The following is a 14598-nucleotide window of genomic DNA, read 5'->3' as shown; positions in this document are numbered from 1 at the left end:
TCTTACCCCTTTCTCCTCACCCGCACCGACTCTGCGTGGGCGTGAAGCCCTTCCGCATCGGCGATCGTCTCCACGACGTCGCCGATGGCCTCAAGGCCCTCCCGCGTGATCACCTGGACCGTCGCGCGCCGGCAGAAGTGGTTCACGTCGAGGCCGGAGTACAAACCGGCATAACCTGCCGTCGGGAGGACGTGGTTTGTTCCCGAGGCGTAGTCGCCGCAGGCCACCGCCGCGTAGGGACCGACGAAGATCGACCCGGCGCTCCTGACCCGGGTGAGGACGGCGAGCGGGTCGGCCACCTGGATCGAGAGGTGCTCGGGGGCGATACCGTCGACCGTCGCCACCGCCTCGTCGATATCGGCGGTCACGATGTAGCCCGAGTGGTCGAGCGCCTGCGCGATGATATCGCGCCGCGCCGCACCCGCCGCCATCCGCTTCACCTCAGCCCCAACCGCACCGGCGAGGGCCGCGTCGGTCGTGACGAGGACGCAGGCGGCGTTCGGGTCGTGCTCCGCCTGGGCGAGGATATCGGCCGCGATGAACGTCGGGTTTGCCGTGCTGTCGGCAAGGATTGCGATCTCGCTCGGGCCCGCGGGGAAGTCGATCTCCGCCTCGTCCCGGAGGAGCATCTTCGCGGCGGTGACGTAGACGTTGCCCGGGCCGACGATCTTTTCCACCCTTGGAACCGTCTCCGTCCCGAGCGCCATCGCCGCGATCGCCTGGGCGCCGCCGACCCGGTAGATCTCGTCGACCCCGGCGATATCGAGCGCAACAAGCGTGATCGGGTTGACCGGCGGCGGGGTGCAGCAGCAGATCTCCCGAACGCCGGCGACCTTTGCCGGGATCGTGCACATCAGTGCCGTCGAGGGGTATGCCGCCCGCCCGCCGGGGATGTAGGCTCCCACCCGGGATAAGGGGGTCGTCCTGACGCCGAGGGTGATCCCGGGCTCCATCTCCTGCAGCCAGAGGTCGCGCCCGCGCTGCAGCTCGTGGAACCGGCTGATCCGCACCTCGGCCTCAGAGAGGCTCTCGATGAGTTGCGCGTCCACCTGGTCGTAGGCCGCCTCCCGCTCCTCGTCGGAGACGGCGAGCCCGGAAAGATCGATCTTATCAAACTTCTTTGTCAGGTCGATGAGGGCCGCGTCCCCCTCCGCCCGCACCCTCCCGATGATCTCGGAGACCGGTCCCTTCACCCTGTCGATGTCCGACCGCCGTCCGGCGATCCAGGTTTCGATATCCAGCGCCTGCCACATGAGGAAAAAGGTCGGCGGCCCGAAGCGTTAAGGTTTCGACACCCGGGCCCGTGAGGGCGAATGCCCCTTCCGCAGGCGGCAGGTACGCCGGGGATGCTTGACAATTTCTATTTGTCAATTATTATACAAAACAATAAATATAACTTCGGTCCATCCCGGCCCCGTATGCGATCGAGATCGTGGGTGCCCCTCGTGGGCATCATGGTAGTGTTGCTTGCCGCATGTGCCGTCTCTGTCCCGGCACAGGAGGCAGCAAACCCCGGCGTGCTCCGGATAGCGACGACGACGAGCCTGTACGACACCGGCCTCCTTGATGCACTTGAGATGATGTACGAGAACACGTCCGGCGTGGACGTGCAGATCACTGCCCAGGGCACAGGCCAGTCGCTCGACACCGCACGCCGCGGTGACGTCGATCTCGTGCTCGTCCACTCACCGTCGCTTGAGCAAAAGTTCATCGACGAAGGCTACGGCATCAACGAGCGGTGCTTCGCCTACAACAGTTTCCTGATCGTCGGGCCGGAGGCCGACCCGGCGGGCATCAAGAATATGACTCCTGAGGAAGCGTTCAAGGCGATCTACATCGCCGGCACGAACAAGACGCCGGACGTGTTCTTCGTCTCCCGCGGCGACAACTCGGGCACGCACAACCGGGAGCAGCAGATCTGGGCGGCCGCCGGCTACAACTACACAGACGACATCCAGGACTCCGGGCCCTGGTACGTCGAGACCGGGAGCGGCATGGGGGAGACCCTGACCATCGCGAACCAGAAGGGTGGCTACACGCTCACCGACATCGGGACGTACCTTGCCTTTAAGAGCCAGCTCAACCTTGTCGAACTCGTCACCGAGGGCGACCAGCTCCTCAACCGCTACAGCGCAATCGCGGTCAACCCCGCGAAGAACCCGGGCGTCAACATCGATGAGGCGAACAGGTTCATCGACTGGATAACCTCAAACGAGACCAAGGAGTTCATCGGGAACTTCGGCGTCGAGGAGTACGGCCAGCCGCTCTTCGTCCCGCTCTACCCGCCCGAGTGCACACAACCGCCGTTCAACTGCACCACCTGTTCAGGACCGGGGAACGTGACGACGACCGGAAACGTGACAACGACCGGAAACGTGACGACGACCGGAAACGCCACGGCGTGAACCGGGACCGTTCGTACCGTATTGCGGGATCCGGGGCGCGAGATCTCTGCCGCCTGCCGAAAGACTGATGCGGGCGGCTGATGCGCCTCGTTCTTCCGGGGGCAGGCGGCTTGCGGGCATGCAAAACACTTCTCCCCGCCCGGAGCCTCTACGGTCCCGGGGATGCGCCGGATGAGAGGATAACTATTTATGATCGGTGGTCGTGCTAACGCGCTGCTATGAAGACGAACGTTGCCATTCTATCGGCCGGTGCCGTCTCGATCCTGTTCATCCTCGCCCTCGCTATCGGATGCACGGGAACGGCGCCGGGCGGAAACGAGACGCCGAACGCCACGACGACCGCACCCGCCGCCGGGGCGAACGTCTTGAAGATCGCCACCACGACGAGCCTTGAGAACACCGGGCTCCTCGCGGAACTCGAACGGGTCTACGAGAACGAGACCGGGATGGACCTCCAGTTCATCGCCCAGGGGACGGGCCAGTCCCTCGACACCGCCAGGCGCGGTGATGTCGATCTCGTGCTCGTCCACGCCCCGGCGCTTGAGCAGCAGTTCATCGACGAAGGCTACGGCATCGACCCGCGCTGCATCGCCTACAACTACTTCATCATCGTCGGGCCGAAGGAGGATCCGGCAGGCATCAAGAACATGAGCGCGGTGGAAGCATTCAGGGCGATCTACATCGCCGGCACGAACAAGACGGCGGGCGTGGTCTTCGTCTCCCGCGGCGACAACTCGGGCACCCACGCCCAGGAGAAGGCGCTCTGGAAGGAGGCGGGCTACAACTACACAGAAGACATCCTTGACTCCGGGGCCTGGTACGTCGAGGCCGGCAAAGGTATGGGCGACACCCTGATCCTCGCAAACGAGAAGAAGGCTTACGTCCTCACCGATGAAGGGACCTACCTCTCGTTTGCGGACCGACTTAGCCTGGTGCCGGTCATCACTGAGAGCACTGAACTCATGAACCGCTACAGCGCAATCGCGGTCAATCCCGCGAAGTACCCGGGCGTGAACGCCAGGGGAGCCGCGGACTTCATCAACTGGCTCATATCCGACGAAGGGAAGCAGCTGATCGGCGACTTCGGGAAGGCCGAGTTCGGGAAACCGCTCTTTGTGCCGCTTTACGCGCCCGAGTGCACACAGCCGCCGTTCAACTGCACCTGTGCGGAGCCGGTGCCCACGCCCGCGTGAAGCCGGGTATCAGGGGAGGACAGGGGGAGACGTGGATGAGGTGATCGGCAGGGTGACGGAGGGTGAGGGGACGTGGTGAACGGGAGCCCGATCGTCGAAGGGTTCATCGAGGCCATCAACCTCATCGTCACCTTAAACCCGCAGGTGGTCGAGATCACCATCCGGTCGCTCTACGTCTCCCTCACCGCCACCTTCTTCGCGTCGCTAGTCGCCCTGCCGCTCGGGGCGCTGATCTACTTCTACGAGTTCCGGGGGAAGCACGCGCTCGTCTCCACGCTGCAGACGCTGTACGCGCTCCCGACAGTCATCGTCGGCCTGATCATGTTCCTCCTCCTCTCGAACATCGGCCCCTTCGGGTTCCTCCGCCTCCTCTACACTCCCGGAGGCATGATCGCCGCCCAGACGGTCCTCATCATTCCTCTCCTCATGGGGCTGACGGTCTCGGCGCTCTCCGGGATCGACCGCGACAAACGCTACACGATCACTGCGCTCGGCGCAAGCAGGCTCCAGACGGTCACGACCGTCATCGCAGAGGCCCGGTTCGCGGTCATGTCCGGCGTCCTCCTCGGGTTCGGGCGGGCGATCTCGGAGGTGGGGGCGGTGATGATCGTCGGCGGCAACATCCGGGGTGCCACCCGCGTCCTCACCACCGCGATCGCGCTCAACACATCGATGGCAAACTACTCCATGTCGATTGCGCTCGGGATCATCCTTCTTTCGGTGGCGCTCGGGGTGAACGTCGTTCTCTCCCTCGTGCAGCGGCGGTGATACCATGGCAGTCATTGAGGCACACAACATCCGGAAGTCGTACGGCGACCTGGAGGTCCTGCACGACGTCGACATCTCGGTGCGGGAAGGGGAGATCCTCGGGCTCATCGGCCCGAGCGGCTCGGGAAAGAGCACGCTTCTCCGGATCCTCGATCTGATCGAACCGCCGAGCGGCGGGGAGCTCTCGGTCTTCGGGATCGACGTGGTGGCGGAGCGTGACCGCTGGCTCGACCTCCGCCGCCGTATGGGGATGCTCTTCCAGAGGCCGATCGTCTTCAACGCATCGGTCTACGACAACGTCGCGATGGGGTTGCGCTACCGGGGGGCGTCGGGGGGCGATATCGACCGGAGAGTACAGGAGGCCCTCGAGGCCGTTGGGCTCTCCCGCTACATCAGGAGCCGGGCGGCCGATCTCTCGGGCGGCGAGCAGCAGCGGGTTGCTCTCTCCCGGGTGCTCGTGACGGACCCCGAGATCCTCTTCCTCGATGAACCGACGGCAAACCTGGACCCGACATCGACCGCCACCATCGAGAGGATCGTGGCCGATCTGAACCGCGAGGCCAAGACGACCGTCCTGATCAGCACGCACGATCTGGCGCAGGGGCAGCGGCTCGCCCACCGGATCGGGGTGATGATCGAGGGGACGGTCGCCCAGACGGGCTCACCCCATGCGATCTTCCACGAGCCCAGGAGCCAGAAGATCGCCCGGTTCGTGGGCGTCCAGAACATCATCCCCGGCCGGGTCGTCTCCCGGGAGGGGGGCCTCACCACGGTGGCGGTGAAAGAGCGGCGGCTCGTCTCGACGACACCGCCGCCCGGCGAGGAGGTGCTCGCGGTCATCCGGGGCGAAGACATCTCCCTGCACCGGCGGGAGCCGGGGTATGAGGAGGCGGAGAACCTCTTCCCCGCCAGGGTCGCGGCCATCGAGCCCATGGCGCCGTTTGTGAACGTGACCGTGGACTGCGGGTGCGACCTTGCCGCACTGGTGACGGCGCGGAGGGCGGAGGCCCTCGAACTCGCGGAGGGCATGCAGGTCTGGGTCTCCCTCCAGGCGAAGGCGGTCCACCTGATCCCCCGCGAAGGGTGAGGGTGTTCCCGGCACAGAGGGCCGATACCGTTACGTCGGGCTGCCGTTACCAACTCTGGTGTGAAACTGCGCGAGTTCAGTGGAAGGGCCGCTGCAGGGGTCCGGGTGCCGGTCCTCTGTGCCGGGAGCCTGACCGGGCCGTTTGAGGCGGAGCACCCCGGCGTCACCGCGGTCATCGAGCCCGGCAGGGATGCTGCTGCCGGGCTCAAGCCGCTCGTTCTGGTGAAAGCCTGAAAAGCCCGCTCCCTTTTGCGAAGCAGTTATTCACGGGCGCGTGCAACCCATATCCAGGAAGATATGGCGACGAAGACCGGGACGTTCTCCGGCGACGCGGAGATCGTCTCGTGGAGAGGGGACCGGGGACGGCAGGTAGACCGGTGCATCGCCTGGTTCTCCATCATGGGAGCGGCGATCGTCGGGCTCACGGTGCTTGCTATCGCAAACATCGCGATGGCGGAGCTCGCCGACCCCGCCCACCTCCTCGAGGTGGCGGCATCGCCCGTGGTGATCGGGTCCATCCTCCTCACGTTCCTTGCGGGGGCAAATGCCGTCCTCCTCCTCGTCCTCTTCGGGACGCCCCTCGCCTACGTCCTCGCCCGGTCCCGCCCCTCCCGCCTCAAGGGCATCGTCGAGAGCATCGTCGACCTCCCCCTCATCCTGCCGCACACCGTAGCGGGCCTGCTCGTCTACCTCCTCTTCATGCGCCGGGGATGGCTCGGCGCGCCGCTTGCGGAGATCGGACTCGCCTTCGAGGACGCTTACCCGGGCACGGTCGTCGCGATGCTCTTTGTCGCCTCCCCGTTCTTCATCAACACCATGCGGGAGGGGTTCGAGAAGGTGCCCGTCCACCTTGAGAACGTCGCCCGCACGCTCGGCGCCGGCACGTTCACCACCTTCCGGACGGTCACGCTCCCCTTAAGCCTCCGACACCTGTACAGCGGGGCTATCTTCGCCTGGGGACGGGCCATCGGGGAGTTTGCCGGGGTCGTCATGATCGCCTACTACCCGTTCATCATATCGACGCTGATCTACTACACGTTCACGACCGAAGGCATCCGCGTGAGCCGGAGCATCGCCTTTGTGGTTATCCTGGTCAGTCTCGCGGTCTTCTACCTCCTCCGGCGGATGACGCGGCTCATGGGGAGGTACGATGATCGCGTTTGACCGCGTCTCACTCACGCTCGGGTCGTTCCGCTTGAAGGATGTCAGCATGACGATCGGGCAGGGCGACTACTACTTCATCGTCGGGCCGTCGGGCGCGGGGAAGACGGTGCTCCTTGAGGCGATCGCGGGCCTTCATTTGCCCGAGCACGGCCGCATACTCCTCCGGGGCGAAGAGATCACCGCTCTCCCCCCGGAGAGGCGGGGGGTCGCCCTCGTCTACCAGGACTACTCGCTCTTCCCCCACATGACGGTCGCGGACAACGTCTCTTACGGCCTCCGGGTGCGGGGGATGGAGCGGGATGCCGCCCGGTGCGAGGTCGCCGGCCTCCTCGAACGGTTCGGGCTCGGCCATCTCGCCGACCGCTACCCCGGGACCCTCTCGGGCGGCGAGCAGCAGCGGGTGGCGCTCACCCGGGCCGTCGCCGTGAAGCCCGACATCCTCCTCCTCGACGAACCCCTCTCGGCCCTCGACCCTATAACACAGGAGAGGTTCATCGATGACCTCCGGCGCCTCCACCGGGAGGACGGTCTCACCATCGTGCAGGTGAGCCACTCCCGCCGGGAAACGCGCCTCCTTGCCACCCGGATGGCGGTGCTCATCGACGGGCGCCTCGTGGACGAAGGGCGGGCCGACGTCGTCCTGAACGCGCCGAAGAGCCGGGAGGTCGCAACGTTTGTCGGGATCGAGAACATCCTGGACGGGACCGTGACGGCAAACGAGGATGGGTACGCGGTGGTGGACGCCGGGGGGCGGACCTTCGAGGCGGTGACGGATGCGGCGGCGGGCGAAGCGGTCACGCTCTGCATCCGGGGCGACGACGTCGTCATCGGCGGCGGGGGCGGCGCCCGGAACACGATGGCCGGGACGGTCGTCGCCGTCGTGGAGGATGGCCCCGTCGCCGGGGTGAAGGTGGACTGCGGCGTGGAACTGACCGCGGTCCTCACAAGGCGGTCGGTGCAGGACCTCTCGCTCGCCCCGGGGACCCGGGTCACGGTCGCTGTCAGGGCGGCGGCGGTCCACGTCATCCGTTCTTTGTCTTGATCGAGAGGAGCGTGCCGATGAGGGCGGCGGTGACGGCGTTCGCCGCGATGATGGCGACGTCCCCTCTCACCACCCCGTAGGCGAGCCAGAGCAGGACGCCGGCGAGGAAGATGATGAGCATCGCAAGCGAGAGGTCGGCGGTCGACCGCGTGCGCCAGGCTCTCGCGACCTGCGGTGCAAACGAGAGCGTCGTGAGCGAGCCGGCGATGAGGCCGAGTGCGGTTACGGTGTCCATGAGCGGATCTCATCACCTATCGTCCGCCGGATCTCATGAACCCTTGGCCCGGTGCTCCCCGGGGTATCTTCAGGATCCAGGTTTTTGCCCGGTCCCCTGCCTTCCTTTCCAGCGCTCCAGGATGTAGGCGAGGATCATCCCGATGATGAACGCGACGGTGAGGCCGAGCGCGAGGGTGAGGACGGCGATGATCCCCGTGACCAGGTAGGACTCCGTCTTTATGCTGTGTTTCCCGAGTTCGATCGCGACAAAGACCAGGAGCGCGCCGAAGACCCCGAACGGTATGAGGGTCAGCACCTCCGGCGGGGCGAACGCGACCGCGAATATGAGGATGAAGAGGCCGGCGACGATGTTCGCCCCCCCGGTCCTTGCGCCGAACCGGTACATGGCGGCAAGCCCCCCGGCGCCGTGGCACATGGGGAACCCCCCAAGCGGCGTCGAGACGAGGTTCATCGCGCCGATGGTCCGCGAGAGCCGGTCAGGGTCGACGCCCTTCTTTGGGAAGAGGTCGTAGGTGAGGAGCGACGTGGCGAGGATGGCGTTTGCGAGCGTGAGCGGTATCTGCGGGAGCACGAGGTCCCAGGTGCCGGCGATGAAATCCGCGGGCGTCGGGATGACAAGCGCCGGGAGGGGTATGAGCCGGAACGGCGGCATCCCCTGCACGGCGATGCCGGCGGCAAGCCCGATGAGGAGGACCAGCAGCGCGGAGACGTCCGGCACCCGGGTGCGCTCCGATGCGATGAAGAAGATGACGATGATCGCAATAGAAAAGGCCGCAAAGAGGGCGTCGTCGACGATGTAGCCAAGCGACGTCCGGAGGAGGAGGAGTGCAAGCCCTGCCTGGACGCCGCGGATGACGCTCCGCGGGATCCGGTCCCCGATCCAGGTCATACCGCCGGCGAGGCCGAGGAGGAGGAAGAGCACGCCGACGGCGATTCCTGAGGCCACGATCTCGCCGCCGGAGAGCCCTTCGGCGATGACGATGGCGCCGATCGCCTTCATCGGCTCGATCGGGATCGGGAGGCGGTAATAGAGCCCGGCGATGATGAACCAGGCGGCGAGGAAGAGGAAGAAGTGGCTGACGTTCACGTCGGGGCAGACGATGGCGACGCCGAGCAGGATGGGGAAGATGGTGCCGAAGTCGCCGACGGCTCCGGCGATCTCTTCGAGGGTGATCCGGATGCCGTTCCCCTCACTCCCGGTGCTCTCCGCCATAGTTCCTCTCTGCCATATGTCCTCCTCCTTTTTCGTGGTTCCGGATGAGGCATACCGGTCCGTCATGCGGGCTGCGCGGCTTCCGGGAGCCCGGGCGCAGGTTCGCCCTTCGGTTTCTTCACGCCAAGGGGGTCTTCGGCCGCGAGCTGCCCGATGACGGCATCGAGGTACTCGGAAACGATCCGGTCCTTCCCGGGGATCTGCCGGATCCAGACCCGCACCGTCAGCCTGACCCATTCCTCCTTGATCGACGAGACCTGCACCTTCGGCTCGAAGAGCCGAAGTCCGGGGTGGGGGAGGTCGGACGAGAGGCGCCCGAGGTAGGGGAGATCGAAGAGGTTCTGGACGGCGGACCGTTCGGCCGGCTCGACGTGGGGGAGGATGAGGGGATGGTCGTGCGCGGCTGCGAGGGCGATCTCCTGCACCCGCACAAGGTCGGCGGTGACCGGGACGGCGAGCGGGATCGCGACCTCAAGCAGCCCGGCACGGGAGTAGTTGATGACTTTTGAGGTTATGATGCTCGAGTTCGGCGTGAGGACGAGGCCGCCGTCGAGCCCCTGCAGGATCGTCGTCGTGAAGGAGATGTCGCGTACCTTGCAGGGCCCGGTCTCCGGCCTGCCGCTGACGATCACCCACTCCTCAAGCTGGACCGGGCGGTTGATCGTGATCAGGATCCCCGCAACGGCGTTCTGGATGATCTGGCGCGACGAGAACGCGACGACGATCCCGAGGAGACCGAGCGACGCGATGAAGGCCGTCAGTTCAAACTCGAGGAAGTACCGGGCGCTTGCGTAGATCCCACCGACCATGACGGCGTACTGGAGGATGGCCGCCGCCCATTTGGCCTTTCCGCGGGAGACGTGCCCGTCAAGCACCCGCCGGAGGAGAAGGTAGGCGAGGTTGCCGAGAAAGAGGAACGCGATGAAGGCGAAGATGAACGCGAGGAACGCATCGAGGGGCACTCCGCCGATGAGGACCGGATTGCTCACCTGCATGTAGAGAGAGGTGAGCGGGGAGAGGATTAATCCTTTCCGTCACGATGTTTCGGCCTTGACCGGGATACCCTCGGCCGAAAGACGCTTGAGGACTTCCCGGAGGTAATGGGAGGCGATCTCATCTTTCTGCGGGATCTTCCGGATCCAGGCACGCACCATCAGTTTGACCCAGCCATCGCTGACCGATACGGTGTGGACGGCGGGTTCGAGGCCGATGAGATCGGGACGGTCGGAACGGAGCCGCTTGTTGTAGGGGAGATCGAAGAGGCCGTGGACGGCGGACCGCCCGGCCGTGCCAGGGGTCCGGATGATCCGGGGGTCGTCATGCGCCACCGCGAGCGCGATCTCGCGCACCCGTGCAAGGTCGGCAGAGACCGGGACGGAGAGTGCGACCCGGATCTCTAACAGCCCGTTCCGGGAGTAGTTGACGACCTTGGACGCTATGATGCTCGAGTTCGGCATGAGGACGAGGCCGCCGTCGAGCCCCTGGAGGATCGTCGTCGTGAAGGAGATGTCGCGCACTTTGCAGAGCCCCGTCGTCGGCATCTCCCCGACGACGATCCACTCCTCGAGCTGGACCGGGCGGTTGATCGTGATCAGGATGCCGGCAAGGATGTTCTGGGTGATCTGGGTCGACGAAACGGCGACGATGATCCCGAGGATACCGAGCGACGCGGCAACAGCTTTCGGGTCGAAGTCGAGGAGATAGCGGGCGCTCGTGTAGACCCCGCCGACCATGACGGTGTACTGGAGGGTGGCCGCCGCCCACTTGGCCGTCCCCGGGGAGACCCGGCCGTCGAGGGCCTGCCGGAGGAGCATGTAGGCAAGGTTGCCAAGGAAAAGGAACCCGATGAGGGCGAGGAGGAACGCGAAGAACGCATCAAGGGGCACCCCGCCGATGAGGACCGGATTGCTCACCTGCATGTGGGAAGAGGTGGGCGGGCAGGGAAGTTAACCTCTCCTCTATCCGCCGGCATCCTGCCCCGGGACACCCGATACTCCTGCCGCCCCGTGCCGACTCACGCGAAGATCCGGACCGCGCCTCCTCTTGTGCGTCCTTTGCGCCAGCGTGGGAGGCCGTACTGCTATTCGCACCAGTTAGATCACGCAAAGGCGTGAAGACCCATACGGCTCCGGGCCCTCTCCGCCGCGGCAACGCGCGGGATCGTGCTGTCCTCATGCGAAGGGAAGGTTTCCCCGCCCGGCGGCATCGGGCACTTCAGTCTTTCTCAATCTGCCGCCAGACGTGGGCGAACCGCTGGAACGCGGTGTAGTGCCCGAGGACGCCGAAGATGACAAGGAGCCACCCGAGGTAGTTCAACCCCCAGATCTCCCCGGGGATCAGGACCGTGAGCACGCCGGCGACGATGATCAGCACCAGGCGGTCCGCCCGGCCGAGGATGCCGCCGTAGAACCTGCCGACCCCGACCGCCTGCGCCTGGGTGCCGAGGTAGGAGGACATCAGGACCCCGGTCAGGGCAAAGACGCCGATCGGCCAGGACGCGGCCCCGCCCGCAAAGATCCCGGTGATGATGAATATGTCGGCGTAGCGGTCGATGACGTGGTCTAAGAAATCCCCCCGGGGGCTCGCGATCCCCATATCCCGGGCGAGCGCCCCGTCAAGCGCGTCGAAGACGGCGTTGAAGGCGACCATGACGACGCCGAGCACGACCCCCCCGGCATAGAACGCGAGACCCGCAAGTACCGATACGAAGAACGATGCAAGGGTGAGCCCGTTCGGGGTGAGCCCGAGTCTCCTCGCCAGGTCTACCACGGGCTGAACGATGCCCTGCACATGCGGCCGGAACTGGTCAAGTGTCATGCGCCGAAACCCAGGTAATCGGTCCAGTCGATGGACCCGTAGGATGATGGCCGTTCTCCCCGGATAAACTGCTCGATCCGGTCGGCGACCGCGCTGACAGAGAGCGCGGTCGCATCCACCTCCAGGACGTGCTCGCCCGGGTGTTCCTCCAGCGTCTCGATCAGGATGACGTCGAGCGCCTCCGCTTCGACGTTCTCCGCGATCTTCTCCTCAGGGTAGTTCCGGGATGCGAGGCGCGCAGCGAGGACGTCCGGGCGGCACCGGAGCACCACCACCCGGTCGCAGGGGAGGAGATGCGCGAGGTGGCCCTCGACGATCCCCTCGACCGGTTCGAACTCCGCCGCCCACCGGTCGACATCCACCACCAGCGTCTGCCGGGCGCGGTCCTCCTCGACGATGTAGGGCCGCACTGTCCCGGTCAGGCGGACGACCCGGTGGCCCCGCCGCTCGAGTTCAGCCGCAACGGCCGTCTTCCCGGTCCCGGGCGTCCCGGTGATGCCTGTCATCATATCCTGCGGATCGCCTCGATGAACCGAACGTTCTCCCAGTCTTCGCCGATGCTGACCCGGATATAGTGGTCGCCGAGCCCCGGGAAACTGGTGCACGACCGCACCAGGACGCCGTTTGCCGCGAGGCGTTCCACCGCCTCGTCACCCGTCAGGGGCTTGATATCGATCATCACGAAGTTCGCGTCCGAGGGAAAGACCGGGAACGGCACCTCCTCAGCGAACCGCTGCCGCCACCGCCGGACGTGGTCGCAGGCCTCGCGGACCGGCCCCGCGTCCGCGAGCGCCCCGGCGGCGGCCGCCGCCGAGACCGAGTTCAGGGCGAACGGCGTCGCCGCCCGGTGGTAGAAGGGTTCGAGCCACTCCGGGACAAAGGCGTAGCCGACCCGGAGCCCGGCGAGGGCGAAGATCTTTGACATCGTCCGCCCGATGACCAGGTTCTCGTGCCGCCGCATGAGGAGGCGGTAGTCGATCTCCGAAAAGTCGACGTAGGCGTTGTCGAGGAAGAGCAGCCCCTCCATGCGATCGAGGATCTCCTCGACCGCTTCGGGCGGGACCGAGTTCCCTGTCGGGTTGTTCGGGGAGCAGAGGAAGGCAAGTTTTGCCCCCCGGCATGCCCCGGCGAAGGCCGCCGGGTCGACCGAGAAGTCCTCCCGGCGGGGGACGTTGACGACCCGGGCGCCGTGTGCCAGGGCCGCGAGCCCGTAGAACGAGAAGGTCGGGGTCGAGACGACCACCGCTTCGCCGGGCTCGACAACCGTCCGGATCACCGTCTCGATGACACCGTCCATCCCCACGCCGGTGACGAACCGGTAATCGCCGTGGTAGCGGCGGAGCGCCTCGACGAGGGCCGATGCCCGCGTGTCCGGGTAGCGGTTCGCTTCCCGGAGAGCCGCCGTTGCCGCCTCGATCGCGGCGGACGAGGGCGGGCGGGGGTTTTCGTTGCTCGCGAGACGGGCCACCCGGTCGATGCCGTGCTCCCGCGCGACGTCGCCTGCCGACTTCGCGTAGGAGTAGCCCGCCGCGCCCGCATAGCACGCTCTAACCAAGCGCCGCATCGATGACACCGACAGCCGTATCGATCTCCGCATCCGTGATCACGAGCGGCGGGATCAGCCGGAGGTTCCCGTCGGCGGCGCAGTTGACGAGCACGCCGTTCTCGGCGCAGGTGCGCTGCACCTCCGGGCACCGGTCGCCCACCGAGACGCCGACCATCAGGCCGCGGCCCCGGGGGTTGTGGGGAGCAAGCCCCTTCATGAACCGCTCGCCTTTCGCCGCGACGCGGGGGAGGACCTCCTCGATGACGCCGATCGTCGCGAGTGCCGCCGCGCAGGCGAGCGGCCCGCCGGCAAACGTGCTCCCGTGCTCGCTCCTCCCGAACTCAAGCCCCTCGCGGGCGACGAGCGCGCCGATCGGAAACCCGCTCGCGAGCCCTTTTGCAAGCGTCACGACGTCGGGGACGACGCCGGTGTGCTGGATGGCGAGCCACTTCCCGGTCCGGCCCATCCCGGTCTGCACCTCGTCGACGATCATCAGCGCGCCGGCGTCGTCGCAGATATCCCGGACGCCCCGGAAGAAGTCGTCGGGCGGGATCAGGACGCCCGCCTCCCCCTGGATCGGCTCGACGAAGACCCCGGCGGTATCCCTGTCGACCGCCCCCGCAAGGGCGTCGAGGTCGCCGTAGTCCACGAAGGTGCAGGCGGGCGAGAGCGGCTCAAACGGCTCCCGGATCGCGGGTTTGTGGGTGACCGCAAGCGACCCGCAGGTCCTGCCGTGGAACCCGTGGGTGAACGCGACGAACTTCTTCCTCCCCGTCCGGACGCGGGCGAGTTTGATCGCGCCCTCGTTTGCCTCCGCGCCGGAGTTCGAGAGGAACGCTTTCGCAAGCCCCGTGATCCCGACGAGTTTCGCCGCGAGTTCAGCCTGGTTCGGGACGTAGTAGAGGTTCGAGCAGTGGATCAGGTCGTGGGCCTGGTTGCAGATCGCCTCAACCACCCTCGGGTGGCAGTGGCCCGTGCTGCAGACCGCAATACCGGCCACACAGTCGATGTACTCCCGTCCCTGGTCGTCCCAGACGCGCGACCCCGCACCCCGGACGATCTTCATCGTCCGGCTGAATGCGGGCATGTAGTAGCGAGCATCAAGCTCCCGTGAATCGTTTACCAT

16 protein-coding genes are annotated in these 14598 nt (G+C 66.3%); 7 read left to right on the top strand and 9 right to left on the bottom strand.

The genetic code is table 11. From position 1 onward, the window contains the following. Window positions 1-2: 2 nt before the first annotated feature. Window positions 3-1253: a histidinol dehydrogenase gene (gene hisD / locus QZ408_RS05530; protein WP_292490223.1), complete on the bottom strand. Its 1251-nt coding sequence runs from the start codon at window positions 1251-1253 to the stop codon at window positions 3-5. Window positions 1254-1418: 165 nt separating this feature from the next. On the opposite strand from hisD, the gene QZ408_RS05525 reads away from it, so the two are divergent. From QZ408_RS05525 to QZ408_RS05495, 7 genes are all read left to right on the top strand, one after another. After that, window positions 1419-2405 carry a substrate-binding domain-containing protein gene (locus QZ408_RS05525; RefSeq protein WP_292490222.1) on the top strand — a complete coding sequence of 329 codons (987 nt, stop codon included), beginning with the start codon at window positions 1419-1421 and terminating at the stop codon, window positions 2403-2405. A 218-nt stretch (window positions 2406-2623) separates the two neighbouring features. Next, window positions 2624-3598 carry a substrate-binding domain-containing protein gene (locus QZ408_RS05520; protein ID WP_292490221.1) on the top strand — a complete coding sequence of 325 codons (975 nt, stop codon included), beginning with the start codon at window positions 2624-2626 and terminating at the stop codon, window positions 3596-3598. Between the two features lie 72 nt (window positions 3599-3670). Beyond that, entirely contained in the window at window positions 3671-4366 is a 696-nt protein-coding gene (locus QZ408_RS05515) for an ABC transporter permease (protein WP_292490220.1), read from the top strand. A gap of 4 nt (window positions 4367-4370) precedes the next feature. Further along, on the top strand, window positions 4371-5453 hold the full coding sequence (locus QZ408_RS05510; RefSeq protein ID WP_292490219.1) for an ABC transporter ATP-binding protein: 1083 nt from the start codon (window positions 4371-4373) through the stop codon (window positions 5451-5453). A 60-nt stretch (window positions 5454-5513) separates the two neighbouring features. Further along, complete coding sequence (locus tag QZ408_RS05505) at window positions 5514-5687, top strand: hypothetical protein (RefSeq protein ID WP_292490218.1); 174 nt, start codon at window positions 5514-5516, stop codon at window positions 5685-5687. A 63-nt stretch (window positions 5688-5750) separates the two neighbouring features. Beyond that, entirely contained in the window at window positions 5751-6617 is an 867-nt protein-coding gene (locus QZ408_RS05500) for an ABC transporter permease (protein ID WP_292490217.1), read from the top strand. Beyond that, window positions 6604-7659, top strand: coding sequence for an ATP-binding cassette domain-containing protein (locus tag QZ408_RS05495; protein ID WP_292490216.1), 1056 nt, complete (start codon window positions 6604-6606; stop codon window positions 7657-7659). The genes QZ408_RS05500 and QZ408_RS05495 overlap by 14 nt, the downstream gene beginning before the upstream one ends. Here the strand turns inward: QZ408_RS05495 and QZ408_RS05490 are convergent. The 8 genes from QZ408_RS05490 to QZ408_RS05455 all read right to left on the bottom strand — a co-directional run bounded on the left by QZ408_RS05490 (window position 7640) and on the right by QZ408_RS05455 (window position 14598). After that, complete coding sequence (locus QZ408_RS05490) at window positions 7640-7894, bottom strand: SemiSWEET transporter (protein ID WP_292490215.1); 255 nt, start codon at window positions 7892-7894, stop codon at window positions 7640-7642. The genes QZ408_RS05495 and QZ408_RS05490 overlap by 20 nt on opposite strands. Window positions 7895-7963: 69 nt before the next feature. Next, window positions 7964-9109, bottom strand: a complete 1146-nt coding sequence (locus QZ408_RS05485; RefSeq protein ID WP_292490214.1) for a putative sulfate/molybdate transporter — start codon at window positions 9107-9109, stop codon at window positions 7964-7966. A 62-nt stretch (window positions 9110-9171) separates the two neighbouring features. Next, complete coding sequence (locus QZ408_RS05480; RefSeq protein ID WP_292490213.1) at window positions 9172-10104, bottom strand: mechanosensitive ion channel domain-containing protein; 933 nt, start codon at window positions 10102-10104, stop codon at window positions 9172-9174. 39 nt (window positions 10105-10143) lie between these two features. Further along, a complete protein-coding gene (locus QZ408_RS05475) occupies window positions 10144-11028 on the bottom strand; it encodes a mechanosensitive ion channel domain-containing protein (protein ID WP_292490212.1) in 885 nt (294 codons plus the stop codon). 295 nt (window positions 11029-11323) lie between these two features. Further along, window positions 11324-11926, bottom strand: coding sequence for a CDP-alcohol phosphatidyltransferase family protein (locus tag QZ408_RS05470; protein ID WP_292490211.1), 603 nt, complete (start codon window positions 11924-11926; stop codon window positions 11324-11326). After that, window positions 11923-12435, bottom strand: coding sequence for an adenylate kinase family protein (locus QZ408_RS05465; RefSeq protein ID WP_292490210.1), 513 nt, complete (start codon window positions 12433-12435; stop codon window positions 11923-11925). The genes QZ408_RS05470 and QZ408_RS05465 overlap by 4 nt, the downstream gene beginning before the upstream one ends. Continuing rightward, window positions 12432-13490, bottom strand: a complete 1059-nt coding sequence (gene hisC / locus QZ408_RS05460) for a histidinol-phosphate transaminase (protein ID WP_292490209.1) — start codon at window positions 13488-13490, stop codon at window positions 12432-12434. The genes QZ408_RS05465 and hisC overlap by 4 nt, the downstream gene beginning before the upstream one ends. Next, window positions 13474-14598 carry an acetylornithine/succinylornithine family transaminase gene (locus QZ408_RS05455; RefSeq protein ID WP_292490208.1) on the bottom strand — a complete coding sequence of 375 codons (1125 nt, stop codon included), beginning with the start codon at window positions 14596-14598 and terminating at the stop codon, window positions 13474-13476. Before QZ408_RS05455 ends, hisC begins: the two co-directional genes overlap by 17 nt.

The sequence above is a fragment of the Methanoculleus sp. 10 genome (assembly GCF_913757945.1).
In the GTDB taxonomy this organism is placed as follows: Archaea; Halobacteriota; Methanomicrobia; order Methanomicrobiales; family Methanoculleaceae; genus Methanoculleus.
This window is presented reverse-complemented; position numbering and strand designations above follow the sequence as displayed.

Coding starts and splice junctions, on each gene's coding strand:
- hisD (WP_292490223.1), bottom strand. CDS start 1,253: ATGTGGCAGGCGCTGGATATCGAAACCTGGATCGCCGGACGGCGGTCG.
- QZ408_RS05525 (WP_292490222.1), top strand. CDS start 1,419: ATGCGATCGAGATCGTGGGTGCCCCTCGTGGGCATCATGGTAGTGTTG.
- QZ408_RS05520 (WP_292490221.1), top strand. CDS start 2,624: ATGAAGACGAACGTTGCCATTCTATCGGCCGGTGCCGTCTCGATCCTG.
- QZ408_RS05510 (WP_292490219.1), top strand. CDS start 4,371: ATGGCAGTCATTGAGGCACACAACATCCGGAAGTCGTACGGCGACCTG.
- QZ408_RS05500 (WP_292490217.1), top strand. CDS start 5,751: ATGGCGACGAAGACCGGGACGTTCTCCGGCGACGCGGAGATCGTCTCG.
- QZ408_RS05495 (WP_292490216.1), top strand. CDS start 6,604: ATGATCGCGTTTGACCGCGTCTCACTCACGCTCGGGTCGTTCCGCTTG.
- QZ408_RS05490 (WP_292490215.1), bottom strand. CDS start 7,894: ATGGACACCGTAACCGCACTCGGCCTCATCGCCGGCTCGCTCACGACG.
- QZ408_RS05485 (WP_292490214.1), bottom strand. CDS start 9,109: ATGGCGGAGAGCACCGGGAGTGAGGGGAACGGCATCCGGATCACCCTC.
- QZ408_RS05480 (WP_292490213.1), bottom strand. CDS start 10,104: ATGCAGGTGAGCAATCCGGTCCTCATCGGCGGAGTGCCCCTCGATGCG.
- QZ408_RS05475 (WP_292490212.1), bottom strand. CDS start 11,028: ATGCAGGTGAGCAATCCGGTCCTCATCGGCGGGGTGCCCCTTGATGCG.
- QZ408_RS05470 (WP_292490211.1), bottom strand. CDS start 11,926: ATGACACTTGACCAGTTCCGGCCGCATGTGCAGGGCATCGTTCAGCCC.
- QZ408_RS05465 (WP_292490210.1), bottom strand. CDS start 12,435: ATGATGACAGGCATCACCGGGACGCCCGGGACCGGGAAGACGGCCGTT.
- hisC (WP_292490209.1), bottom strand. CDS start 13,490: ATGCGGCGCTTGGTTAGAGCGTGCTATGCGGGCGCGGCGGGCTACTCC.
- QZ408_RS05455 (WP_292490208.1), bottom strand. CDS start 14,598: ATGGTAAACGATTCACGGGAGCTTGATGCTCGCTACTACATGCCCGCA.